At 39.9% G+C, this 24,796-nt stretch carries 19 protein-coding genes and 6 tRNA genes; 9 read left to right on the top strand and 16 right to left on the bottom strand.

What is annotated here, in order from left to right; all coding sequences use genetic code 11:
* The 3 genes from E7T07_RS05460 to E7T07_RS05450 all read right to left on the bottom strand — a co-directional run.
* Window positions 1-293: ParA family protein (locus E7T07_RS05460; RefSeq protein WP_167874937.1), on the bottom strand; the 293-nt coding region annotated here is incomplete at its 3' end.
* A gap of 80 nt (window positions 294-373) precedes the next feature.
* Window positions 374-460, bottom strand: a tRNA-Leu gene (locus E7T07_RS05455).
* Window positions 461-483: 23 nt separating this feature from the next.
* Window positions 484-559, bottom strand: a tRNA-Gly gene (locus tag E7T07_RS05450).
* A gap of 262 nt (window positions 560-821) precedes the next feature.
* Here E7T07_RS05450 and yhbY point away from each other — a divergent pair.
* Genes yhbY through E7T07_RS05435 form a run of 3 tightly spaced genes read left to right on the top strand, consistent with a single transcriptional unit; the run spans window position 822 to window position 3,195 of the window.
* Window positions 822-1,118 (top strand): ribosome assembly RNA-binding protein YhbY, encoded by a 297-nt coding sequence (yhbY, locus tag E7T07_RS05445; protein ID WP_135709881.1) that lies wholly within the window; start codon window positions 822-824, stop codon window positions 1,116-1,118.
* A 57-nt stretch (window positions 1,119-1,175) separates the two neighbouring features.
* Window positions 1,176-1,748: an elongation factor P hydroxylase gene (locus E7T07_RS05440; RefSeq protein WP_135709880.1), complete on the top strand. Its 573-nt coding sequence runs from the start codon at window positions 1,176-1,178 to the stop codon at window positions 1,746-1,748.
* A gap of 13 nt (window positions 1,749-1,761) precedes the next feature.
* Window positions 1,762-3,195 carry a YdgA family protein gene (locus E7T07_RS05435; protein WP_135709879.1) on the top strand — a complete coding sequence of 478 codons (1,434 nt, stop codon included), beginning with the start codon at window positions 1,762-1,764 and terminating at the stop codon, window positions 3,193-3,195.
* A gap of 63 nt (window positions 3,196-3,258) precedes the next feature.
* Here the strand turns inward: E7T07_RS05435 and hrpA are convergent, their stop codons facing one another.
* Both hrpA and E7T07_RS05425 read right to left on the bottom strand, forming a co-directional pair.
* Window positions 3,259-7,179, bottom strand: coding sequence for an ATP-dependent RNA helicase HrpA (gene hrpA, locus E7T07_RS05430; RefSeq protein WP_135709878.1), 3,921 nt, complete (start codon window positions 7,177-7,179; stop codon window positions 3,259-3,261).
* A 1-nt stretch (window position 7,180) separates the two neighbouring features.
* Window positions 7,181-7,633, bottom strand: coding sequence for a DUF441 domain-containing protein (locus E7T07_RS05425; RefSeq protein ID WP_135709877.1), 453 nt, complete (start codon window positions 7,631-7,633; stop codon window positions 7,181-7,183).
* Window positions 7,634-7,762: 129 nt separating this feature from the next.
* On the opposite strand from E7T07_RS05425, the gene E7T07_RS05420 reads away from it, so the two are divergent.
* On the top strand, window positions 7,763-8,692 hold the full coding sequence (locus E7T07_RS05420; RefSeq protein ID WP_135709876.1) for an AEC family transporter: 930 nt from the start codon (window positions 7,763-7,765) through the stop codon (window positions 8,690-8,692).
* A gap of 72 nt (window positions 8,693-8,764) precedes the next feature.
* On the opposite strand, the gene E7T07_RS05415 is transcribed toward E7T07_RS05420, so the two are convergent.
* The 10 genes from E7T07_RS05415 to proQ form a co-directional block, all read right to left on the bottom strand.
* Window positions 8,765-10,027: an Nramp family divalent metal transporter gene (locus E7T07_RS05415; protein WP_135709875.1), complete on the bottom strand. Its 1,263-nt coding sequence runs from the start codon at window positions 10,025-10,027 to the stop codon at window positions 8,765-8,767.
* 131 nt (window positions 10,028-10,158) lie between these two features.
* Window positions 10,159-10,233: transfer RNA gene (locus tag E7T07_RS05410), tRNA-Gln, on the bottom strand.
* A gap of 42 nt (window positions 10,234-10,275) precedes the next feature.
* A tRNA-Gln gene (locus E7T07_RS05405) sits at window positions 10,276-10,350 on the bottom strand.
* A 39-nt stretch (window positions 10,351-10,389) separates the two neighbouring features.
* Window positions 10,390-10,472 (bottom strand) — tRNA-Leu (locus E7T07_RS05400).
* 18 nt (window positions 10,473-10,490) lie between these two features.
* Window positions 10,491-10,567 (bottom strand) — tRNA-Met (locus E7T07_RS05395).
* A 172-nt stretch (window positions 10,568-10,739) separates the two neighbouring features.
* Window positions 10,740-11,369 carry an MBL fold metallo-hydrolase gene (locus E7T07_RS05390; protein WP_135709874.1) on the bottom strand — a complete coding sequence of 210 codons (630 nt, stop codon included), beginning with the start codon at window positions 11,367-11,369 and terminating at the stop codon, window positions 10,740-10,742.
* Window positions 11,370-11,438: 69 nt separating this feature from the next.
* Entirely contained in the window at window positions 11,439-12,002 is a 564-nt protein-coding gene (gene mepK, locus E7T07_RS05385) for a peptidoglycan L,D-endopeptidase MepK (RefSeq protein WP_135709873.1), read from the bottom strand.
* Window positions 12,003-12,067: 65 nt separating this feature from the next.
* Complete coding sequence (locus tag E7T07_RS05380) at window positions 12,068-13,495, bottom strand: L,D-transpeptidase family protein (protein WP_135709872.1); 1,428 nt, start codon at window positions 13,493-13,495, stop codon at window positions 12,068-12,070.
* A 65-nt stretch (window positions 13,496-13,560) separates the two neighbouring features.
* Window positions 13,561-15,594: a carboxy terminal-processing peptidase gene (gene prc, locus E7T07_RS05375; protein WP_135709871.1), complete on the bottom strand. Its 2,034-nt coding sequence runs from the start codon at window positions 15,592-15,594 to the stop codon at window positions 13,561-13,563.
* A 113-nt stretch (window positions 15,595-15,707) separates the two neighbouring features.
* Entirely contained in the window at window positions 15,708-16,370 is a 663-nt protein-coding gene (gene proQ, locus E7T07_RS05370; RefSeq protein WP_135709870.1) for an RNA chaperone ProQ, read from the bottom strand.
* A 197-nt stretch (window positions 16,371-16,567) separates the two neighbouring features.
* On the opposite strand from proQ, the gene E7T07_RS05365 reads away from it, so the two are divergent.
* Window positions 16,568-17,836, top strand: a complete 1,269-nt coding sequence (locus E7T07_RS05365; RefSeq protein WP_135709869.1) for a paraquat-inducible protein A — start codon at window positions 16,568-16,570, stop codon at window positions 17,834-17,836.
* Window positions 17,817-20,459, top strand: coding sequence for a PqiB family protein (locus E7T07_RS05360; RefSeq protein WP_135709868.1), 2,643 nt, complete (start codon window positions 17,817-17,819; stop codon window positions 20,457-20,459). Before E7T07_RS05365 ends, E7T07_RS05360 begins: the two co-directional genes overlap by 20 nt.
* Before the next feature lie 43 nt (window positions 20,460-20,502).
* Here the strand turns inward: E7T07_RS05360 and pepT are convergent, their stop codons facing one another.
* The gene (gene pepT / locus E7T07_RS05355) at window positions 20,503-21,735 is read right to left on the bottom strand and encodes a peptidase T (RefSeq protein ID WP_135709867.1); all 1,233 of its coding nucleotides are present in this window, start codon (window positions 21,733-21,735) and stop codon (window positions 20,503-20,505) included.
* 308 nt (window positions 21,736-22,043) lie between these two features.
* On the opposite strand from pepT, the gene potA reads away from it, so the two are divergent.
* Genes potA through potC form a run of 3 tightly spaced genes read left to right on the top strand, consistent with a single transcriptional unit; the run spans window position 22,044 to window position 24,767 of the window.
* Window positions 22,044-23,156: a spermidine/putrescine ABC transporter ATP-binding protein PotA gene (gene potA / locus E7T07_RS05350; RefSeq protein WP_135709866.1), complete on the top strand. Its 1,113-nt coding sequence runs from the start codon at window positions 22,044-22,046 to the stop codon at window positions 23,154-23,156.
* Window positions 23,143-23,997, top strand: coding sequence for a spermidine/putrescine ABC transporter permease PotB (potB, locus tag E7T07_RS05345; RefSeq protein WP_135709865.1), 855 nt, complete (start codon window positions 23,143-23,145; stop codon window positions 23,995-23,997). The genes potA and potB overlap by 14 nt, the downstream gene beginning before the upstream one ends.
* Window positions 23,997-24,767 (top strand): spermidine/putrescine ABC transporter permease PotC, encoded by a 771-nt coding sequence (gene potC / locus E7T07_RS05340; protein ID WP_135709864.1) that lies wholly within the window; start codon window positions 23,997-23,999, stop codon window positions 24,765-24,767. Before potB ends, potC begins: the two co-directional genes overlap by 1 nt.
* Window positions 24,768-24,796 lie beyond the last annotated feature (29 nt).

The following is a 24,796-nucleotide window of genomic DNA, read 5'->3' as shown; positions in this document are numbered from 1 at the left end:
GCATCGGTAGGGTCGTTAGATTGGATAATATCAAGGTTCTCAAATTCAGTCTGAGAGATGATAAGCTCAGGCGTTACCACACGCTGAGTGAGAAACTCAAATAATCCCTGCGGTGCAGTATAGTTAAGATGATAATAAGAAGATAAAGTAGGCTGCGAATCCGTATCGATCATTAAAGTCCGAATACCATGATCTGCACAAAATGCGCCAATATTTGCAACGTTAGTTGACTTTGTTACGCCACCTTTAGTGGACATGCCAGTAACAATAAAAGAATGGTCTTGATGGGTCATAATTAATATCCTATTCGTTAAGAATGAATATCAAACATCTTATTACCTATCAAAAATCACACAGAATAGAAGATTTGAAATGGTGCCCGAGGCCAGACTTGAACTGGCACGCCCCGAAAGGCGAGGGATTTTAAATCCCTTGCGTCTACCGATTCCGCCACTCGGGCACAACGCATTTTTTATTTAAGATTGGAGCGGGAAACGAGGCTCGAACTCGCGACCCCGACCTTGGCAAGGTCGTGCTCTACCAACTGAGCTATTCCCGCATTGTTTTCAACTTTTTGCTTTTGCTTCATGTCGTCAACGAGTGCGCATTTTACGGATTTAAATCCCGCTGTCAAATAGAAATTTAAAAAAAATATTCATTTGCCTAAAAATGGTGCAATTAGTTCAATTTAACGTCAAATTTAGTACATAAAATTCTTTAATTACAATATTCTGAAATTCGCGTATAATGCGCGTACTCTCAAAGTGCGGTAAAAAATGTCTGTTTTTGACCGCACCTTATTGATTAAATAGGAACATAAAATGACATTATCAACAAAACAAAAACAATATTTAAAAGGCTTGGCGCATCACTTAAATCCCGTTGTGATGTTAGGGGGCAATGGATTAACTGAAGGCGTATTAGCTGAAATTGATAACGCGCTGTCTCATCATGAACTTATCAAAGTAAAAGTAGCTGGTGCAGATCGTGAGACAAAACAATTGATTATTGATGCGATTATTCGTGAAACACAGGCAGAAGCGGTACAAACCATTGGACATGTAGTTGTGTTATACCGCGAAAGCGAAGAAAAGAAAATCACGCTTCCGCGTAAATAATACAGTCTTAAAAACTCACACTTTTCTGTGAGTTTTTATATTTATTGAGCGGATATTATGCAACAAAACGATCAAACTCACACATTAGAAGATATTATTTCAATCTTTAATGCCTGTTTTGCCGATGAATTTAACACACGCTTAATCAAAGGCGGTGATGAACCCATTTATATTCCGGCCAACCACAAATCAGAAGGCTATGAGGTTTTGCCCTACAATGCCATTTATTTTGCCCGCGGTTTTTATAGTAGTGCCTTGCACGAAATTGCCCATTGGCTGGTTGCGGGAGAAGAACGCCGTAAGTTAGAAGATTTTGGTTATTGGTATGAACCCGATGGTCGCTCAGCTGAACGCCAACGGGATTTTGAAAAAGTGGAAGTGAAACCGCAAGCTATAGAATGGGTGTTAGCAACCGCAGCAGGTTTTCGCTATTTTGCCAGTGCAGATAATCTAAATGGTCAGCCTGGTGATTCAACGCCCTTTAAACAAGCCGTGTATGCACAAGTAAAAGAATATGCTGAACGTGGTTATTTACCTAAACGGGCAGAAAAATTACGCAAAGCCTTAGCAGAATTTTATGGTACAGAAAATACCATTAATTTAGCGCAATTTGATATCACAAAAATTTAATTAAGAGGGACACATGAAAAAAACAACATTAGCCATTGCAATTATTGCCGGACTAGGGATCCTTTGGACCGGTGGCGCTTACTATACGGGGCAAAAAGCAGAAACTGAACTGCAAGCGTTATTTGAGAAAGACAACCAAGAAATTCGAAAAGTATTGGCAACAAGCGGCATTCCCTTACAAATTGCCAATACCAATTTGAAATTTGAGCGCGGTATCTTTAGCTCTGATATTTCTTATGATTTGGAAATTACCGCAGAAAATGGTGAAAAAACCGTATTACCGTTTTCAGGCATATTCTACCATGGCCCATTGCCTTTAAATTTAGTGAAAAAATTCAATTTTGTGCCAGCCATGTTTTCTGCTGACGCTGCATTATTGAAAAATGCACAAACAGAAAAATGGTTTGCCAATAACAGCCATCCATTTACCACAGAATTAACGTTCGGTTACGACAAAAATTTTAAAGGGAAATTTATCTCAAAATTAAATGGGGTAATACATGAAAAAGCTAAATTAACCCTAGATATGCAAGCGGTCTCTGAAGGTAATTATAAACAGGCAGGAAAAATCAAATTAAATATCAAAGACTTTAACATTCAAAATACCGAGCTAAATGATACGGATGTATTAACCCTAAATGACGCAAAAGTAGAAATTAATGGCGAAAAACCGGCAGGCAATCTCAAATATTTAGCAAATAGTTCTATTGTATTTAATGCTGAAAAAATTGCGCTTAATGCAATTGATGCTGAAGGTGAAAAAATTAGCTTCAATACTCAAAATGCAGAGTTTAAATATCAATTAGCCGTAAAAGATCAATTTGTTGATTATGCGTTAGCTTATAAACTCGATAAGATTAATGTTAATGGTATTGATATTGGCAAATTACAAAGTGATACGGAAGCCAATCATATTGACGCCAATGCGGCAGAAAAATCACTGGATAATTATTTAAATTACCATGGTGAAGTGCCACCGTCAGTTTCGCAAGAAATCGGTTTAGCGGTAATTTCTAATGAACCGCAGTTAAAAGAAAAAGGCTTTAAATTTGAACGTGAAAGCGGTCAATTTACTGCAGATTTAGATATTCATCTCGCTAAATTAGATCTCGCAAAACTTAATCAAAATGCCAATTTATTAGGTTTATTTAAAAATTTCACCATTAATGCTTCTTTAGATAAAGCATTATTCCTTGATGTGATTTCTCAAGTTGCACAACAGGAAGAACAACTCACGAAAGAAGAGGCAGATAAACAAGCACAAGCTATGTTAGATAACTTGATTCATGATGGTGTTAAAAATAATATTATTGTAGAAGATGGTAATAAATTGAAATTAAATGCGAAGCTTGAAGGGGAATATCTAAACTTCAATGGTCAGAAAATTTCAAACCAAGAATTACAAGGAATGTTATTCTTATTAATGTTAGGAATGGGGAATTTCTAATTTTATATAAAATAGCGCGGTCAAAAATCATTGTGTTTTTGACCGCACTTTCTTAGATATTGTTTATTGTTCTGCAATCACATTCAACACGCGTTTATCCGAAATCGGGTATTTTGTTCCCAGCTGTTGTGCAAACAAACTGACGCGCAATTCTTCAATCATATAGCGAATTTCCAGCACATCTGCGCTCTGTGGTTTGGATTTTGGCAGTTTTGCCAAAAGCTGTTGATACGCCTGTTGGCACTGCTCTACGCGAAGCATGGCAGCGCGATCTCGGTTTACATCTTGCGCTAATTTATCGATACGTTTATCAATCGCTTGCAAATAACGATGAATATCAGGCAAACGTGCGTAGCCCGTTTTGGCGACAAAATTCGGGTAAATCAATCCGGCTAATTGGGATTTAATATCCGACAAGGCAAACGCCATGGTAAAATCCATTTTGCCTTTCAGTCGCTTATTAATCTCAAAGGTCAGGGTAAGCAGTTTTTCTACTTGTTGCGCAATATCCACCGTGATGTCATTTAGATTTTCTCGCACGTAATCACGCAATTTTTCAAAATCCTGTTCGTTCCAAACAAAACCGCCAAAATCCGCAATCAGTTTGTCCACCGCACACGCGATACAATCATCAATTAAATCCAACACTTTGCCAAAGGGCGTAAAATACAGCCCTAACTTGGATTTATTCGGTAATTTTTCGTGCAAATATTTGATGGGCGATGGCACATTGAGCAAAATCAAACGGCGCAAACCCTGTTGCATTGCTACGGATTGCTCATACTCGGTCTCAAATAATTTAATGCCCACCGCTTCTTTTTCATCGGTAATGGCTGGAAAGGCTTTGACGGTAAAGCCTTGTTTTTTCTGCTCAAACACCTGCGGCAGCGCATCGAAATTCCAAATATGAATGCCCGATTGCTCAATGCCGTCATCTGCCACCGCGGAAATGCTTTGTTGAACTTGGTCTTTTAAGCTAAATTTCAACTCATCCAAATCCATACTTTCCGCAATTTTTTTGCCTTTTTCATCAATCACACGAAACGTCATTCGCAAGTGCGGTGCAATTTCCGCTAATTTCCACTCTTCCACTTCTACGCTCACGCCTGTCATGCGGCGAAATTCATAGCTTAAGGTTTCCGCCAGTGGCTTATCAAAATTTGTCACGCGCCCTAAAAAAGCCTCCGCATAATTCGGCGCGGGCACAAAGTTACGGCGCAAAGATTTTGGTAAGGCTTTAATTAAGGCAACGATCAATTCGTGGCGCAAACCCGGGATTTGCCAGTCAAAACCTTGCATTTCAATTTGATTGAGCAACGGCAAGGGAATATGCACCGTCACACCGTCCGCGTCTGTGCCCGGTTCAAATTGATAGGTTAATTTTAATTTCAAATTCCCCTGATGCCACCAATTTGGGAAATCTAATTGGCTGACTTTTTGCGCATCATCATTGATTAAAAAGGATTTTTCAAAATTCAATAATTCAGGATCTTTCGCACTCGCCTTTTTCCACCAGCTATCAAAATGTTTTTGCGATACTACATCCGTGCCAATTCGCTCATCATAAAATTCAAACAAAGTGCGGTCGTCCACCAAAATATCGCGGCGGCGAGATTTATGTTCCAAATCTTCCACTTCGCGAATGAGCTTTTGATTTTCAAAGAAGAATTTATGGCGCGTGTTCCAATCCCCTTCCACTAACGCAGATTGAATAAAGATCTCGCGACTGGTTTTCGGATCAAGGGAACCGTAATTCACCGCTCGCCCATTCACAATCGGCACGCCATACAAACTCACTTTTTCATCAGCCACCACTTGCCCACGAGATTTTGACCAACGAGGTTCCGCATAGGATTTTTTCACCAAATGCTCTGCCAGCGGCTCAATCCATTCAGGCTCGATTTCCGCCACCATTCTCCCCCAAAGTTTGCTGGTTTCCACCAATTCCGCTGCCATTACCCATTTAGGCTGTTTTTTGAAAAGGGCTGAATTAGGGAAAATCGCAAAATGGGCATTGCGCGCGCCAAGGTAACTTTGTTTTTCGCTTTCTTTCAAACCAATGTGCGAGAGCAAACCGCTTAAAAGTGCGGTGTGAATTTGTTGATATTCTGCAGGCTCCGAATTAATCGGCAAGCCCATTTCGCGCACAGTCAGGCGAATTTGATGATAAATATCTTGCCATTCACGAATACGCAAATAGTTCAAATAATCTTTCCGGCATTGACGGCGGAATTGATTTTTACTCAAGGCTTTTTGTTGCTCTTGAATGTAATGCCATAAATTTAAAAACGCCAAGAAGTCAGATTTTTTATCGGCAAAACGGCGATGTTTTTCATCGCTGGCTTGTTGTTTCTCTTGCGGACGTTCACGCGGATCTTGAATGGACAATGCCGCCACAATAATCATCACTTCATAAACTGCCCCTAAATTGACCGCACTTAGCAACATTTTGGCAAGGCGCGGATCAACTGGCAATTGAGCGAGTAGCTTACCTTCCGCCGTTAATTGTCGTTTTTCGCCAAATTTAGTTGATTTAAATTCAAACGCCCCCAATTCTTCCAATAATTTTATTCCGTCTTGAATATGACGCTTATCAGGCGCATCCACAAAAGGAAATGCCTCAATATCATCCAACCCGAGTGCCGTCATTTGCAAAATGACGGATGCTAAATTGGTACGCAAAATTTCAGGATCGGTAAACTCAGGGCGGTTGTTAAAATCGTCTTCCGAATATAAACGAATACAAATCCCTTCCGACACACGTCCGCAACGCCCTTTGCGCTGGTTGGCTGAAGCTTGGGAAATGGGCTCGATAGGCAAACGCTGCACTTTGGTACGGTAACTGTAACGAGAAATTCGTGCCGTTCCAGGATCGATAACATATTTAATTCCCGGGACGGTTAAAGAAGTTTCCGCCACGTTGGTGGCAAGAACAATGCGATTTAGCCCACTTGGATGGAAAATTTTATTTTGTTCTTGTGCCGATAAGCGCGCAAAGAGCGGTAAAATTTCCGTGTGTTTTAAATTCTGTTTTTCTAAGGCTTCAGCAGTATCGCGAATTTCGCGTTCACCACTTAAGAAAATCAAAATATCGCCACGCCCTTCTGCTTGTAGTTCATCTACCGCATTGAGAATGCCTTGCAGTTGATCCTGTTCGCCTTCTTCGTCATTCAACTCCACAATGGGGCGATAACGCACTTCCACAGGATAAATTCGCCCTGAAACTTCGATAATCGGCGCGTTATTAAAATGGCGCGAGAAACGTTCTACATCAATGGTTGCTGATGTAATAATCACTTTAAGATCGGGACGGCGCGGTAAAAGTTGTTTCAGATAACCTAAGATAAAATCGTTGTTGAGACTGCGTTCATGAGCTTCGTCAATAATTAAGGTGTCATATTGATTTAAAAAACGATCTGTCTGAATTTCAGCCAATAAAATACCGTCAGTCATCAATTTAACTTGGGTCTGTTCGCTGATTTGATCGTTAAAACGTACTTTATAACCCACAACGCCGCCCGGTTCCGTATTCAGTTCTTCCGCAATACGCATTGCCACTGAACGTGCGGCAATTCGGCGTGGTTGGGTATGACCAATCAGCCCTTTTGTGCCTAGCCCTAATTCCAAACACATTTTGGGCAGTTGGGTCGTTTTACCTGAGCCCGTTTCCCCCGCAATCACCACCACTTGATTTTCAGCAATCAACTTTTGAATTTCGGCTTTACGTTGACTAACAGGCAAATTCTCAGGAAATTCGATATTTTTCACCGCACTTTTACGCTGCGCCAAGCGCGCTTGCGCTAATTGAATTTGCGCTTGAATTTCTGCCGCTACCGCTTGTTGATTTTCCGCTTTTTTAATATTGCCAATGCCTTTAATGCGTGCAGACAAACGGCGGTAGTCGATATTCATTACGTCCGTCAGTTGGGTTAAAAGTTGTTTTTGAATAGGATTTAAAGGCTGTTTATGCTGAAACTTTGCCATATTATTTGACTCCCAACATCAACGACAAAATCCCCGCCGCAATTAATGGCCCTACAGGAATACCGCCTAAAAACGCCACACCGAGTACCGTTCCGATCATTAAACCTGTCAGCAAAATAGGTTGTGATCCCATTAAATTAACACCACGACCGGCAAACCAAGCCACTAACATTCCAACCCCTAAAGCAAGAAACATTTTCCAATGAAACAAAGACGCTAAACTTGGGATTTGTACTTTTCCTGTCACAATGGGTGCCAACACACCGATGGTTAAAATAATAATGCCAATATTCAGTCCATTCTTCTCAAAAAACGGAATGTATTTCGACAAAAAAGTTTGTTGCATTAACAGCAAAACAGCGGCTGAAATGGTAATTGAGCTGTTTTGGCTAAGCACACCGAGTAAAATAAGCACAACCAATAATAAGGCAATAGAATTAAACTGAATTGACATAAAATCTCCAAAGTGCGGTGAATTTTGTGAAAATTTTTGAAGAATTATAGCAAATTTTGCCATTCAGCGATTTTTTTATTTGGTCAGAATGACTAGAATAGAGACAGAAATCATTCATTGGACAATATTATGGACATTGCGCTTATTCTTGCCAGTAAAATCACCGAACTCACGCTCATTGTCTTGCTTGGCTATGCTTTAGTGAAAAGCAAATTATTAACCTCAAAAGACAGTTATCCCCTTTCCATTATTGGGCTTTATATTATTAGCCCCGCGGTCATGATCAAAGCCTTCCAAATTGATTACACCCCTGAATTATTGCGCGGTTTGCTGCTTTCTTTTTCGATGGCGGTCATTTTGCATATTATTTTGATTATTATCGGCGTCATCCTGAAAAAAACGTTAAAACTCGATCCTATTGAACACGCCGCCTCTATTTATTCCAATTCAGGGAATTTGATTATCCCGTTGGTAATGTCGATGTTTGGGCAGGAATGGGTAATTTATGCGACCTGCTTTATTGTGGTGCAGACTTTTTTATTTTGGACGCACTGTCGCAGTATTCTGTGTGGTAAAGGCGAATTATCTTTAAGTAAGATTATTAAAAATATCAATATCTTATCTATTGTTATTGGCGCAACCTTATTTGCCTTTCAAATTAAATTGCCCCCAATTATGATTGGCACAATGACTGCCGTAGGTTCCTTTATTGGCCCAAATGCCATGTTGATTGCAGGTATGTTAATTGCTTCTATCCCTATTCGTTCGATTTTGTCTTCCCGCCGAATTTATTTGGTTACCTTGTTACGGTTATTAATTATCCCTGTTTGTTTAATGGGAATTATTAAACTTTGTGGTTTCGCCCATTATGCTGAAAACGGCGAAACCATTGCAATGATTAGCTTTTTAGCTACCATTAGCCCTGCCGCAGCAACGGTCACACAAATGGCATTGGTTTACGGTAAAAATGCACAAAAAGCCAGCGCCATTTATGGTGTGACAACCCTACTTTGCGTCATTACTATGCCGCTGATTATTGCGTTGTATCAAGTGATTTAATTTGCAATATAAAAATCCCAGTGCCATGACTGGGATTTTGTTATTCAAAATAAGTTTGTTTTCAACCGCACTTTAGGCAAGTAAACCAAGCTGGTTCACAATAAAGAGCAAGGCAAAACCGGTTAAGAAAATTAAACCCGCAATTGAAAGCCAGAATAAAGCCCCACGTACACGATGCTCGCCTTTTAAAACAAGAGATAGATTTAAGTAGGCAAATAATGGTGCAGAGACGAATGAAGCAATCATTGCAAAATTGAGCATAGGTTTTACTGCATTATTGAAATAGAAAATTAACGCTAGACCTGATAATGCTGCAACAACAAAAGCCATATTTAAGTAGCGCGGTGTACTTTCTTTGCGTTTTAATAATAAACGTAAGCTTTCCACATTGGTACGAGAATACCCGTCAATCACCGTAATGGTTGTGCCAAACATACACATAAAGGCAATGAAAGCAATTAAGCCACGCGCCCAATCACCGATTGTGCTGGCATACATATTGATAAGCTGTGCGATATATTTGCCACCATTTGCCATTTCTACAGCTTCGCCTGAGCCATATTGAACCAGCGCACCCAAAGCAACGAAAACAAGTGCTAAAATTGCCGTCCCAATAAAGCCTACGTTAAAGTCAAATACACCATCTTCGTGAGAAATTTTGGTAAAACGGCGTTTCGCTTGAACCCACATGGAATTGATTGCCGAGATCTCAATTGGCGCAGGCATCCATCCCATTAATGCCACGATAAAGCCTAAACCTAAAGGTCCTAAGTTCCAAGGTGATGGCGCAACAAAATCCGGTTGTACTACGCCGCTTGTCCCATTACGCATAAAGGCGATGAGAACCGCTACAACGGTAGTGACCGTGAGCGAAATCATAATGAGCTTAGAAAGGCTATCTAAAATACGATATTTCCCAAGTAATAGAATCGCTGTCGTCACAATAATCACGATTAAGCTTAAATTAGGAACCGGAATAGGTTCGGGTAATACAAAGGTTAAAATTGCCGCTGTTAATAGCCCTACCGCAGCCGTGTTAATGATTGTTGCGATCACGTTAAGAATAAAGAACAACCATAAATAAAAACGCCCTTTTTCTTGATAACCCTCAAGTAAAGTTTTGCCGCTATCAAGTGTATATTGTGCGCCAAAACGGAAAAATGGGTATTTAAATAGATTGGCTAGGATAATCAAGCCAACAAGTTGCCAACCGTACATAGCACCCGCTTGCGTTGACATAATGATATGGGAGCCACCAACGGCTGCAGACGCCATTAAAATACCAGGTCCTAGGGCTGATAACTTAGAACGCCATGAAGAAGTTTGAGTGTTCATAAATCTTTCCACTAAAAGTTTACAGTTATAAAGAAATAGGATTTTACTAATTTGGAAAAAATTTACAAATAAAATTTATAACAATTCAAAAGAATCTTAGGAAATTTTTGCTTTGCATGATATTGGAAATATGGCTGGGGTACTAGGATTCGAACCTAGGGATGCCGAGATCAAAACCCGGTGCCTTACCGCTTGGCGATACCCCAGTAGAGATGCATTTTGTATATGACTTGATGATATTGAATATATGGCTGGGGTACTAGGATTCGAACCTAGGGATGCCGAGATCAAAACCCGGTGCCTTACCGCTTGGCGATACCCCAATTATGAATTAACCACTATTTTGACTGCAAGCTGATAAATGGTGCGGAAGGAGGGACTTGAACCCACACGCACAGGCGCCAGAACCTAAATCTGGTGCGTCTACCAATTTCGCCACTTCCGCAACAAATAAAAATAAATATGGTGGCTACAGCGAGATTCGAACTTGCGACCCCAACATTATGAGTGTTGTGCTCTAACCGGCTGAGCTATGTAGCCACGTTTATTTTCATTTTTTATTTTGCGTTACCGTCATCGGCTTTGCGGAGCGTATTATGCTGATTACGCCCCGACTCGTCAACTCTTTTTTTCAAATTTTTATGATTTTCTATTTGTTCGCATAGAGATTAAACAATTTGATTTAATTCTAAACACTTAAACTCTTCTAATCTTAACGCACAAATGGATTGTGGGCTTTTTCTTGACCAATTGTGGTGGCAGGCCCATGCCCCGCAATCACAATCATATCATCGGGCAAGGTATATAATTTAGAACGAATGGAATGCAACAATTCTTCATGATTGCCACCCGGAAAATCGGTACGTCCAATGCTTTGTTTAAATAACACATCTCCTGCAAAAATAACTTTTTGGCTATGTTCAACAAATCCCACATGGCCGGGGGTATGGCCCGGTAAATGTTTTACTTCAAATTGATAACCTGCTACAGCCAAAATTTCGCCATCTTGATCTAGCCAACGATCGGGTAAAAAACTATCTATTTCAAATAACCCAAATTGGCGAGATTGTTGCGGTAATGCTTGGAACCAATATTCATCCGCATGATGAGGCCCTATAATTTCAACCCCAAAATGGGCTTTTAGCTGTGGTGCTGCGCCCACATGATCTAAATGTCCATGGGTCAATAAAATCGCTTGCAAATTCAGTTCTAATTCCTCGATTCGCTTAATGAGTTTTTGCGCTTCACCGCCCGGATCAATAATTGCGGCATTTTTCTCATCATCCCAAATCAAAGAACAATTTTGCTGAAACGCGGTTACAGGAATAATTTCAATGTTCATCATTTAACCTTTTGACTCTTCTTATAAACAAAAACCGCACCGAAAGTGCGGTCTAACTTAATTCAATTTTTAACTTCCCGCCCAAGTTCGAACAGGACCTGTATCAATATGTACAAAATTACTTTGCGGATAAAATCCCACGCCACCGTTATTCAAACTTTGTGCAGCATGGCGGACCTTAGCTAAGGATACGCCATCAATACGAAAATCAATAGCTTGTCCTTTCATATGATAACTATTGCTCGCCACCCCACGACTACGGCGATGCATCGCGGCATTGCTTATCGGAGAACGATAACCACAAATAATTTGAATTTCCGTATTACGCACGCCTAACAGACCTTGAAGACGGTAAAATTTATGGAATAAGCGCGGATCCATTCTGTGAACTTGATTATTTCGTTTATCGCGCATAAACCAATCTAATTTGCGTAATGCGGATGAAGCAAAGCCCTTTTCTTCATGAAATTCAGAACTAAAATATTCACCCGTATTGATATTACGCATACGTAAAATACGAGGTTTAGGCGTTGAAACCGCCGCTAAAAGTTGCGAGGGAAGCATAGCACCCACACCGAGTGCAATCCCCCCCAAAGCAAGCCATTTACGGCGGCTATGATTAATTTCTGTCATAAAAATTCCTATTTACAGTTTTGTGTTAACTGAGACATCTTAACCTAATAGGTCTCAGTATATCATTAAAGATATTTTCGGATTGTGTTCCAGTTCACAAAATCAGGATTAAATCCTGAATCATAACCGTAAATATCAGGTAAAGTCTGTACTTTACCATTCTCAACCCAAGTCGTCACATAATAAAGATAAACCGGGTTATTTGATTTAATCGTCACCGAAGTCGTTTTCTTGCTGCTTAAAACTTGCTGCTTTTTATCCGCACTCCAGCCGGCTTCTTTCAATAAAATGGTGGCAAGTTCATCCGATTTATCCACACGCACACATCCCGAACTTAACGCACGATCTTTTTTATTAAATAAACCATGGTTAGGGGTGTCATGTAAATAAATAGCATCTGAACTTGGCATATTAAATTTAAAACGACCTAAAGCACTTTGATCCCCTGCAGCTTGACGAATACGATATGGAAACTTCGCCCCTACAGTTACCCAATTGATATTATATGGATTAACCGTATTTCCTTTACCGTCAAGAATAGTATAGCCATTACGCTCAAGATAACCCGGATCACGTTTAACCTTCGGCACAATGTCTTCATTAATTAAACGAGTTGGTGCGTTCCAAGGTGGATTAACCACAACATTGCTTAATTTACTTGACATCACAGGCGTTCGGCGTGCGTTTTTCCCTACAATAACACGCGAATTTAATACTAAATGCCCATCGCGATAATAATTCACCTGATAACTTGGAATATTAACAAATAACCCATTATGGAAATCAGGAATCACCCGTAAACGCTGAGCATTAATCGCAAGTTTAACTAACGTAGTGTTATTGCTGCCACCTTGTTTCAGACTTTCCGCAAGGCGATTCAAGGTTTGAATATACAGCGTATTTGTATTTGCCAGACTTTTAACAAAAGCAAAATGTTGATTATTTTTAACCGCACTTAACCACGCATTAATTTGAGATTGCTCAGGTAACTGGGCTTTATATGAATTCATTGCATAAAGCCAGCCTTGTGCTGCATTAGCCACATGGTTGCTATAATACATATAGTCTAAAAAAGCATCGGTTAACAAAATATCATGTGCTAAGCTTTCGGGTGTTGCTACCGTTTCACTAATTGCTTCTAATGAACGGGCTGAGCGAATTGACACACCGGCCGCTACCATCGCAGCATATTCACGTAAAAATTGTTGCTCTGCCGCGTTGTCTTGCCATAATAGTTTAAATTCATTATCTGCATAGATTTTTGCTACAACAGACTTAAATTGCAGCTCATGCTGACCAACCATTTCGGTTAGTTTGGCTTCTGCTTTTTCTTGTTTTTGACGTTCAATTTCTTGATTTGCCGCAGCAATATCAATATTTTCACGGTTACCCATTTGTGGAAAATAATCGGAAATCGTACAACTTGTACACAACCCCGACACTAAAACCATCAAAGGCGTAATTTTATTTAATGAGCGTTTAGAATGTATCATCTTAATCGTTCTAAATATAACTAAAAAACACACCGCACTTTAAACAAAAGTGCGGTTAATCTTTATCATTTTTTATCCGTTGCAACGGCATTTTCAGATTGCTGCATTTTCGCGAAATCTGCTGCAATTTTTTCTGCTTCTTTCAAGAAGAAATCAGGCGCTTCATAGTCTTTCGGTAAATCATTAATATTTTTCAACGCTTTTTTCCCTTCTCGTTTAAAGCGTTCATTAATATTTTGTAGATGACGCGCCTCATCGGCATCATTTTCCGCCTTACGTTTCGCAAAATTTAAAGACTCAAATTTACGATCTCGACGGGCATCTCGGATTTTCAAATCTTTATTTAAGGCAATAAATTCAGGATCTTTTGCCATACGTTCTATATGATTTTGTGTTAATGTATCAATCACATTACGTGCATCGCCCGCCGAAGAATAATTTGCCGCCGGAATTTTATCCCAAGGTAATGCATTATCTTCTTTTTCTTCACCCGTTTCTTTCGGATCAATGGTTTCAGGGAAATTAATGTCCGCCGCCACACCTTTCATTTGCGTGCTACCACCATTAATACGATAGAATTTTTGGATGGTATATTGGATAAAACCAAGAGGATCCTGATCCAAATCATACACAAAATTCAAAGAACGACTTTGCTGCACCGTCCCTTTACCAAAGGTATTTTGACCAATCACAATACCACGATTGTAATCTTGGATAGCGGCAGAGAAAATTTCGGAAGCTGACGCACTATGACGATTGACCATAACAAGCAATGGACCGGAATAAACCTGTTTGTTATCAGGATCTTCGTGAACACGAATACGATTATAAGCATCACGAACTTGAACTACCGGCCCTTCTGCAATAAATAATCCACTTAATTCAACGGCTTCCGTTAATGCGCCACCACCATTTTCACGTAAATCAATAATCAACGCCGTGGCTTTTTTCGCTTTCATTTCATCTAGCAACTTGCGCACATCAACAGTTAAACCAATATAGAAAGTTGGGATTTTTATCGTTGCGACCATTTCCCCATCAACCTTCTCTACCGTTAATTTTGCCGCGCTGTCTTCGATACGCACCTTATCACGCACAAGGGTAATAATTCGGCTTTTTCCGCCTTTTGCCCCTTCCACTTCTAAGCGGACTTTCGAACCTTTTTTACCCTTAATTTTATCGACAACATCTTCCAAACGCCAACCGATAACATCTTCAATTTCACCTGTTGCTTGCCCTACGCCAATAATTTTATCGCCTGCTTTTAATTTTTTACTGCGATCTGCCGGTGCCCCCGGAACAAGAGATTGAATAATGGTTTCATCATCTTCCTGACGTAAAGTCGCACCAATACCTTCCAAAGATAAGTTCATACTTTCATTGAAACTTTTCGCCGTGCGCGGTGCAAGATAACTAGTATGCGGATCAATTTCTCGTGCAAACGCATTTAAGAACATTTGAGTCACATCATCTGATTTTGCTTGAGTCAAACGACGAATGGCAAGGTTATAACGCTTGGTCAATTTTTTCTTCACTTCAGCCCAAGATTTACCTTTTAACTTCAGCGCAATAACATCATTTTCTACACGCTGTTTCCAAAGCACGTTTGCTTCTTCAATGTTTTTAGGATAAGCCGCTTTTTTACGATCAATTTCAATTTGCTCATCATCAGATAAATTAGGCTCTTTATCCAATAAACTTAACGCATATTCATAACGTTCATAACGGCGTTTGGTCAGTAAATCATAAATCGCAAAAGCCGCATCCAACTTGCCTTCGTTGAGTTCATCATCCAATAAAGAACCATACTTACTACGCAATTCGTCCACGTCTGATTGTAAAAAAGTATTATGACTATAATCCAAGAAATCTAAATAACGATCAAAGATCTTCTGCGAAAAAGCATCATCTAACTGAAATTTACGATAGTGAGATTGGGTTAAACGTGTTGTTACACGTTTAGTCGCCAAAGCATTTTCCTCAGTGGGTTGTAATGAAACAATCTCATTGGCTTTAATAGTCGGTTTAACCGCTACTGCATAAGAACTTAAGACAATACTTGCAATCGCAAGATAAGTTTTGGTCAATTTGAACGTCATTGCGTTTCCTTATAATTGGACTTTCCTAATAAAGAAAAACATCGTCGAGCCCGAGACAACCACGATGTGAGAAGATATGCCCTATAATGACCTGCATCATAGAGCAATTATTTCTAAGCAAATAAGCGATCAGCACTCACGCTAATCACCAAGCCATTTTCCAATTGCACACGAGCCGTTTCTTTTAACACATCAAGCACCACCGCTTTTTGCGTATGCTCGCCAGCTTTTACTTTAACATTAGCACCTTTTTCAAGGGTTGAAAAATCAAGTGCGGTTAATTCTGCTCTTGGTTTTGGCGTACGTGCCGGTTTATCGCTTTCCGCTTTTTTATGTACCGGTTTACGTGCACGTTTTTTCTGCGTAACTTTCGCTGCTTTTTTCTCTGCTGCTCGTTTTTCTGCAACTTTCGCTTTGGCTTCTGCAAGCTGTTGCGCAGCATGTTCTGCATGTTCTTGCTCTAACACACCTGCCGGATTGCCTTGTAAATCCACGCGCTCCGCACCTAAACGGCAACCGTGTAAATAACGCCAGTTTGACGTATATTGACGCAAGGCATGACGTAACTGTGTTTTACTCACATGTTCATCATCCTTTAACGCTTCAGCTAAATCTTGAAATAAACCGATTTTTAACGGTTTTGCTTCCCCTTCAACAGAGAAACATAATGGGAATTTTTCTGCCAAATATTCAATAACGGCTTTATTATTGGTTAACTTTGCACTTTCAGCAGATTGAGCTTCCGGCACTTGAACTTCGTTTTGAACGTCAGTCATTTCTGATCCTATTTAATGGTAAATCTTGCGCGTATTCTATCCCACTTCCCCAAAGGTCGCAACGGATTATTATTGATCAACCAAGCTCATCAAATCCCACAAATATTTAACCGCACTTTTGCATTTCACCTGAGAACTATTATAAAATGCTCAGCGTTCTAATTCAGGCTGAGCACATAAAACAATATAAAACATCCATGGCAAAATATATCCAACCCACCACCCAAATTCAGCACATTGCTCGCTGTGGCGAATGCGATGAATTGGTGGCTATATCAGGATTAGAAAAAGGGCAACATGCCGAATGTCCACGCTGCCACCACAATTTACAATCCAAAGATCGTTGGTCGCTTAAACGCTGTTCAATTATTGCGATTTCCATTCTGATCTTGATGCCATTTTCACTCAACTACCCACTTCTGAGTGTCGATTTAATTGGCGATAAAGTAGACGCTTCTATTTGGGGTGGTATATGGAAAATGGCTATCGAAGGTTATCCTGTGACGGCCTTTATGGTCTTTTTAACCGCCGTATTTGCGCCTATTAGTTTTTGTCTTGCGGTCATTATTTTGCGTGGGTGCCAAATTATCAAACGCAAACCACGTAACCTTTTAATTGCCATTGATTATTTAAAACCTTGGGTGATGTTTGATATTTATCTTGTGGCACTTGGTGTAACGGCTTTTAAAGTGCGTGATTATGCGTCTTTATCCATTGACAGTTATCTTATCGCGTTTATCGCAACCGCTATTTTAATGACATTGCTTTTTGCCAAAATTAATCCAAGGGAACTGTGGAATGATTTTTATCCACAACATTTACGCCTTAGCCCTGAACAAACAGAAAAACTCAGGGAAAATCCACCGCACTTTTGTTATAGCTGTGATTACACCTTTATTCGCCCATTACATGATCACAAGGGACGAGATATTTGCCCCCGTTGCAACAGCCTATTAAATCGAACTGCAAGCATGAGTCTGCAACAAACTTGGGCACCTTTACTGGCGGGTATTGTGATGTTATTCCCAGCCAATTTTTATCCAATTTCTTATACATTTATGAATAACATCCCCACAGGCGACACTCTGATTTCAGGTGTAATCAGCTTTATCAATATGGGCAGCTATTTTGTTGCTTTTATTGTTTTTGCCGCCAGTATATTTGTCCCTATCAGTAAAGCGGTCATTATGCTTTATTTACTCGCCAGTATTCATTTTAACTGGCAACATTCGATAAAATGGCAAATGCGCTTGTTCCACATTATTCATTTTGTGGGGCGTTGGTCGATGTTAGATTTATTTGTATTAGCTCTCATGATGTCTTTAGTGACACGCGGACAAATTATCAGCTTCTCTGTAGGCCCTGCCGCAGTTTACTTTGGTGCATCCGTATTTTTGACCATGATAGCTACCACCAATTTTGATAGTCGTTTACTTTGGAAAATTTATGACAAACCAGCAAAATAAGTTACCCGAACACATTCAAACTGCAAAAGTGCGTCAATCTCGCCGCATTTCCCCGTTTTGGCTGTTGCCTATTATCGCCTTAATTATTGGTGCAACGCTCTTTTTTCAGATTATAAAAGAGCAAGGGGACACCATTACCATTACCTTTGCTCATGGCGATGGTCTTGTTGCGAATAAAACCCAAATTCGCTATCAAGGGTTACAAATCGGCGTAGTCAAAAAAGTGAGTTTTACTGAAGATCTCAAAAAAGTCGAAGTGCAAGCCAATATTTACCCGGAAGCGAAAACGGTTTTGCGTGAAAATACCAAATTTTGGCTCGTACAACCTAACGCTTCTCTCGCAGGAATTTCAGGTTTAGATACCCTCATTTCGGGCAACTATATCACCTTGCAACCCGGCGATGGCAGTTATCAAGATGAATTTACCGCAGAAACCGAAGGACCGATTGCGCAAATCAATGAAGGCGACCTACTCATTCGTTTAATCAGCAATGATCTTGGTTCAATATCCGTAGGTTCCTCTGTTTTTTATAAAAAAATGCCGGTAGGAAAGGTAATGAATTACCGCTTTACCAAAGATCAGAAAGCGATTGAAATCGATATCGTGATTGAAAAAGCCTATACCAACTTAGTCAAAAAAGACAGTCACTTTTGGAACATTAGCGGTGTAAAAGCAGATATTGGAATGAATGGAATCCAATTAGATATGGATAGCCTTGCTGCTGTCGTACAAGGTGCTGTTGCCTTTGACTCACCTGAACAAAGTGAAACAGCTGTTCAAAATGAAAAATTTACACTTTACCCGAATTTACAAGCAGCACAACGAGGAATAGAAATCGATGTTGTATTACCTAATGTGGCCGGATTACGGGCAGGAAGTACCAGTGTATTTTACCAAAATATTCAAATCGGTACGCTTTCACAACTGGAAGATGCTGAAGCGTCAAAACCAACAATCAAAGGAATACTTTTAATTAATCCAAGTAATCGAGATTTATTAAAAACAAATACTCAATTTGTATTACGCAAACCGAATATTAATTTAGGCAAATTAGGGAATTTGCCTGAGTTATTGCGCGGACAATATATTGATGTGATCGCAGGTGATGGCGATAACACAACAACATTTACAGTAATTAACGAAAAAGAATTATTACTGAACCAACCCGATACATTAGTCATAAATTTAACCGCCCCTGAAACCTATGGAATCAGCGAAGGACAAGAAATTTACTACAATAGTTTAAGCATTGGTCAATTAGTGGAGCAACAAATTAATACCGATGGTGTTACCTTTAAAGCCGCAATATCTCATCAATACCGCCACTTAATTCATGGGGATACGCAATTTATTGCGGCATCTAATCTTGATGTAAATGTTGGTATAGAAGGGGTTCGCTTTGAAGCGGCTTCCCCTGAAAAATGGCTACAAGGCGGTGTGCGCATTATTAACAACAAAAACCAAGGTGAAGCCAAAACAAGTTACCCGCTTTATCAAAATATGAGTAATGCGGAAGCGGGCATTACCACCAACCAGCTTACACCAAGCATTACACTTACCACGAATAATTTACCAAGTATTAGCCAACATTCCGTGGTTCTATATCGTCAATATGAAGTCGGTAAAATTCTAGATATTCGTCCGATGAAATCACACTTTGATGTAGATGTGTATATTTACCCGAAATATCGCCATCTCTTAACCGATAAAAGTCTGTTTTGGGTAGAAAGTGCAGCGCAAATTGATATTACACCCAAAGGTATCAGTATTCAGGCAACGCCTATTTCCCGTTCATTAAAAGGCGCGATTAGTTTTGATAATTCAGGCTCAAGCAAAAATACTACGCTTTATGAGAATGAACTACGCGCCAAATCTGCGGGGCAAGTGATCACCCTAACCGCCAATGACGCGAAAAATCTAAGTAAAGGGATGAGCCTGCGCTATATGGGGCTCTCTGTTGGTGAGATCGAAAGTATTACTTTAGATACGAAAGCCAATAAAATCATTGCCAAAGCCTTAATGAACCCGAGTTATATGAATATCGTGGCAAAAGAAGGATCGCAGTTCCAAGTGATTTCACCTAAAATTTCAGCCGGCGGTATTGATAATTTAGATAGCTTATTACAGCCCTATATTGATATTGATGTAGGAAATGGCGCACGCAAAACCCAATTCCCGCTAAATGACAGTAATAACGAGCAACAATTCAAAGTCTCGAGCGGTTTTCCTATTACCTTGGAAGCCGGTGACGCCTCTAATTTAAGTGTAGGCGCACCGGTCATGTACCGTGGTGTCGATGTGGGAAAAATCAAAAATATAGAATTAAATAGCCTAGGCGATCGTGTATTAATTCATATTTTGATCACCCATAAATATGCCCACTTGGTACGTCAAAATTCAGAATTCTGGGTGTCATCAGGCTACTCAGCGGGTTTAGGTTGGTCGGGTATTGAAGTCAATACAGGCTCAATGCAACAGCTACTTAAAGGCGGTATCGCCTTTTCTACTCCATCCGGCACGGTAGTTCAACCGCAAGCCAAGGCGAATCAACGCTTCTTGCTACAAGAACGCCGCCCGAATGACGCTAAACAATGGAATTCAGGGGCAATGCCAACAAATTAAGCTAAAAAATGACCGCACTTTTTTCAGAAGTGCGGTCAAATTATTATGGATTTTCCACGGCTAATTCCGCTATTTTTACGATCACATTCACCGCGCTTTCCATGCCTTCAAGGGTAATTAACTCATGCTTACTATGGAAATTATAACCCCCCGTGAAAATATTCGGACAAGCTAGCCCTTTCTCTGCTAACCAAGCCCCATCTGTGCCGCCACGAATTGGTTTATGTAAAGGTTCTATGCCACATTCACGCATGGCACGATCCGCCAATTCAATGGATTGTGGGACTCTTTGAACTGTCTGATACATATTTTTATAGCTATCTGTGATTTCCAACTCGACTTTCTGACGTAAGCCTTTCGTTTGATTAAACTGTGCCACTGCCTTTTCCATAAACGCTTTGCGCTGTTCAAATTTTTGTGCCTCAAAATCACGAATTAAATAATGCAATTCGACTTTTTCCACATCCCCCACAAAGCGACTTAAATGAAAAAAGCCCTCTTTCTCCGAAGTTTTCTCTGGCGTTTCATCACTAGGAAAAGCTTGTTGAAACTCACAAGCTAAGGTTAATGCATTAATCATTTTCCCAGTGGCGTAACCTGTATGCATATTACGCCCATAAATCGTCACTTTCGCACTCGCGCCATTAAAATTTTCGTATTCCAGCTCGCCAACTTCCCCCCCATCTATGGTGTAAGCCCAATCGCAAACAAAATCCTCCATCGAAAAGAATTTCATCCCCAATCCAATTTCTTCATCGGGGGTAAATGCCACTCGAATATGACAATGGGGAAGATTTTGTTGTTTCAACACAGAAAGTGCGGTCATAATTTCGGCAATTCCCGCTTTATTATCCGCGCCCAACAGCGTAGTGCCATCAGCAACGATTAAGGTTTTGCCGATATGCTGATGTAAAAATGAATAAAATACAGGGCTAATAAATTCATCCCCAACGCCCAAAGCAATATCACCGCCGCGGTAATTTTCAATCACTTCAGCACGAACATGCTTCCCGCTACATTCAGGGGATGTATCAAGATGTGCAAGCAAACCAATGGTTGGCGCGTTCGGCACATTGGCAGGCAATAATGCGGTTAACACCCCATGTTTCGTTAATTTAACATTTTCAAGCCCAAGGGTACGTAGTTCTTGTTCAAGTTGCTTGGCTAATTTTAATTGCCCTGATGTGGTCGGTGAAGATTTTCCATTTAGTTTAGATTGCGTATCAAATTCGGTATAACTTAAAAATCGTCCTAATAAGGCGTTACGAAATGACATAGATATTCCCTTTTACTCAACGTTAATGACGAGTAAATTTACCAATTTTTTCACCGCACTTTTTTGATATATAACAAAGATTTTTACTAAATCTAGAAAAAATGGCTTTTTTATACGCGAGATCAATCTTTTTTCATAAAAAAATGCCCCAAAAGGTAATAATGGCTTTCATTTATCCCCCTTTGCCTTTATCATTAGCATTCAAATTGTATCTTGGTGTCTGCAAGGATTTGCAGATGTATTTCTTTCATCTTTTCTCAATCACATTACAGTGAATTAATGTTATTGACTAGGAGAAACCAAAGCTAGTGGAAACAACGACTAAAAAGCCTATCGTTGAGCTTCGTGCATTGAAAAAAGCTTACGGCGATAACACAATTATTAATGATTTCAACTTAACGATTAATAATGGTGAATTCGTGACAATTCTTGGTCCGTCAGGTTGCGGTAAAACAACGGTTTTACGCTTAATTGCGGGGTTTGAAGAAGCGAATGGTGGCCAAATTATTATTGATGGTGAAGATGTGACAAACATTCCTGCCGAGCATCGTCATGTTAACACGGTGTTCCAAAGTTATGCGCTATTCCCGCATATGACCATCTTTGATAATGTGGCGTTTGGTTTACGTATGCAAAAAGTACCGGAAAACGAAATCAAAACACGTGTACTTGAAGCATTACGTATGGTTCAATTGGAAGAAATGGCTGATCGTAAGCCAACCCAACTTTCAGGCGGTCAACAACAACGTATCGCTATCGCGCGCGCGGTGGTTAATAAGCCGAAAGTATTGTTATTAGACGAATCTTTATCTGCATTAGATTACAAATTACGTAAACAAATGCAAAATGAGTTGAAATCCCTTCAACGTAAACTGGGTATTACCTTTATCTTCGTTACACACGATCAAGAAGAAGCATTAACTATGTCTGACCGTATTATCGTGTTACGCAAAGGTAATATTGAACAAGACGGCTCACCACGTGAAATTTACGAAGAACCACGCAATTTATTCGTGGCAAAATTTATCGGTGAAATCAATATTTTTGATGCAACAGTGATTGAACGTGTTGATGCACAACGTGTTCGTGCCAATGTGGAAGGGCGTATTTGTGACATTTACGTTGAACAAGAAGTTAAACCTAATCAAAAACTTAAAGTATTGTTACGCCCTGAAGACGTATTACTTGAAGAATTGGATGATGATGAGCAATCCAGCAAAATCATCGGTCATATTCGCGAACGTAACTATAAAGGAATGACCCTTGAATCCACCGTTGAATTAGATCACAACGGTAAAATGGTGCTAGTTAGCGAATTCTTTAATGAAGACGATCCAAATATCGATCACTCGTTAGATCAAAAAGTGGGCGTAACTTGGATTGAAAAATGGGAAGTGGTCTTAAACGATGAAGACGAATAAATTTCAAAAAATTGTCGTTGCTATCATCTTTGCGTGGCTGATCTTCTTTGTTTTTGCACCAAACTTTTTGGTGTTTTTGGTCAGCTTCTTAACGAAAGATACCAGCAACTTTTACGCGCTGCCATTTACCTTTGAGAACTACACCCGCCTATTTGAGCCGCTTTATGGTACAGTGGTGTGGAACTCATTGTATATGTCAGTCATCGCAACGCTACTTTGCCTTGTCATTGGTTATCCCTTTGCCTTTATGATGACCAAAATCAATGCAAAATATCGCCCGATTTTAATGTTTTTGCTCGTGCTTCCATTTTGGACAAACTCATTAATTCGTATTTATGGCATGAAAGTCTTCTTAGGCGTAAAAGGCATTCTTAACTCATTCTTACTTTCAATCGGTTTAATTAGCGAGCCTATTCGTATTTTGAATACAGAAGTAGCGGTCATTATTGGCTTAGTTTATTTATTATTGCCATTTATGATTTTACCGCTCTACTCTGCCATTGAAAAATTAGACTTACGCCTATTAGAAGCGGCAAAAGACTTGGGTGCAAACGCGTTCCAACGCTTTGTGAAAATTATTATTCCACTCACCATGCCGGGCATCGTTTCAGGCTGCTTGCTTGTTTTACTTCCTGCCATGGGGATGTTCTATGTTGCCGACTTATTGGGTGGCGCAAAAGTATTGCTTGTGGGTAATGTGATTAAGAGTGAATTCTTAGTATCACGCAACTGGCCATTTGGTGCCGCAATCAGTATCGGCTTAACCATTTTAATGGCGTTATTAATCTTCGTTTACTACAAAGCGAATAAATTACTGAATAAGAAAGTGGAGTTAGAATAATGGGTCGCATACTACGTAGTTTCTTTATGTTGGTTGTGTACGCCTATTTGTACATTCCAATTGTGATTTTAGTCGGCAATTCTTTCAATGAAGACCGTTATGGCTTGAGTTGGAAAGGATTTAGCTGGAACTGGTACGAGCGTTTATTTAATAACGACACACTCATTCAAGCGGCAATCCATTCTGTTGTTATCGCGTTTGTAGGCGCAACCTTAGCCACGATTATTGGCGGTTTAACAGCAATTGCCCTTTACCGTTACAAATTCCGCGGTAAACAGGCGGTAAGTGGAATGTTATTTGTGGTCATGATGTCACCTGATATTGTTATGGCAGTATCCTTATTGGCATTATTTATGATGGTCGGTATCTCGCTTGGCTTCTGGTCATTATTACTGGCACACATTACATTCTGTTTACCTTATGTCGTTGTCAGCGTGTATTCTCGCTTAAAAGGCTTTGATGTACGTATGTTAGAAGCCGCGCGCGACTTAGGTGCAAGTGAAATCACCATTTTACGTAAAATCATTCTGCCACTTGCCTTACCGGCAATTGTGTCAGGTTGGTTATTAAGCTTCACGCTTTCTCTTGATGACGTTGTGGTTTCATCTTTTGTTAGTGGTGCAAGCTATGAAATTTTACCGCTGAAAATTTACTCTTTGGTAAAAACAGGTGTGACCCCTGAAGTGAACGCCTTAGCAACCATTATGATCGTTTTATCACTGGCTTTAGTGTTAATTGGTCAACTCATTGGTAGAAAAGGAAAAGAGTAAAAACTCCGGCTAGACAGACCGTACTTTTA

This window comes from Actinobacillus porcinus (assembly GCF_901764995.1).
Lineage (GTDB): Bacteria > Pseudomonadota > Gammaproteobacteria > Enterobacterales > Pasteurellaceae > Exercitatus > Exercitatus porcinus.
The sequence above is the reverse complement of the archived record's forward strand: the minus strand, read 5'-3'. Positions and strand labels throughout refer to the sequence as shown.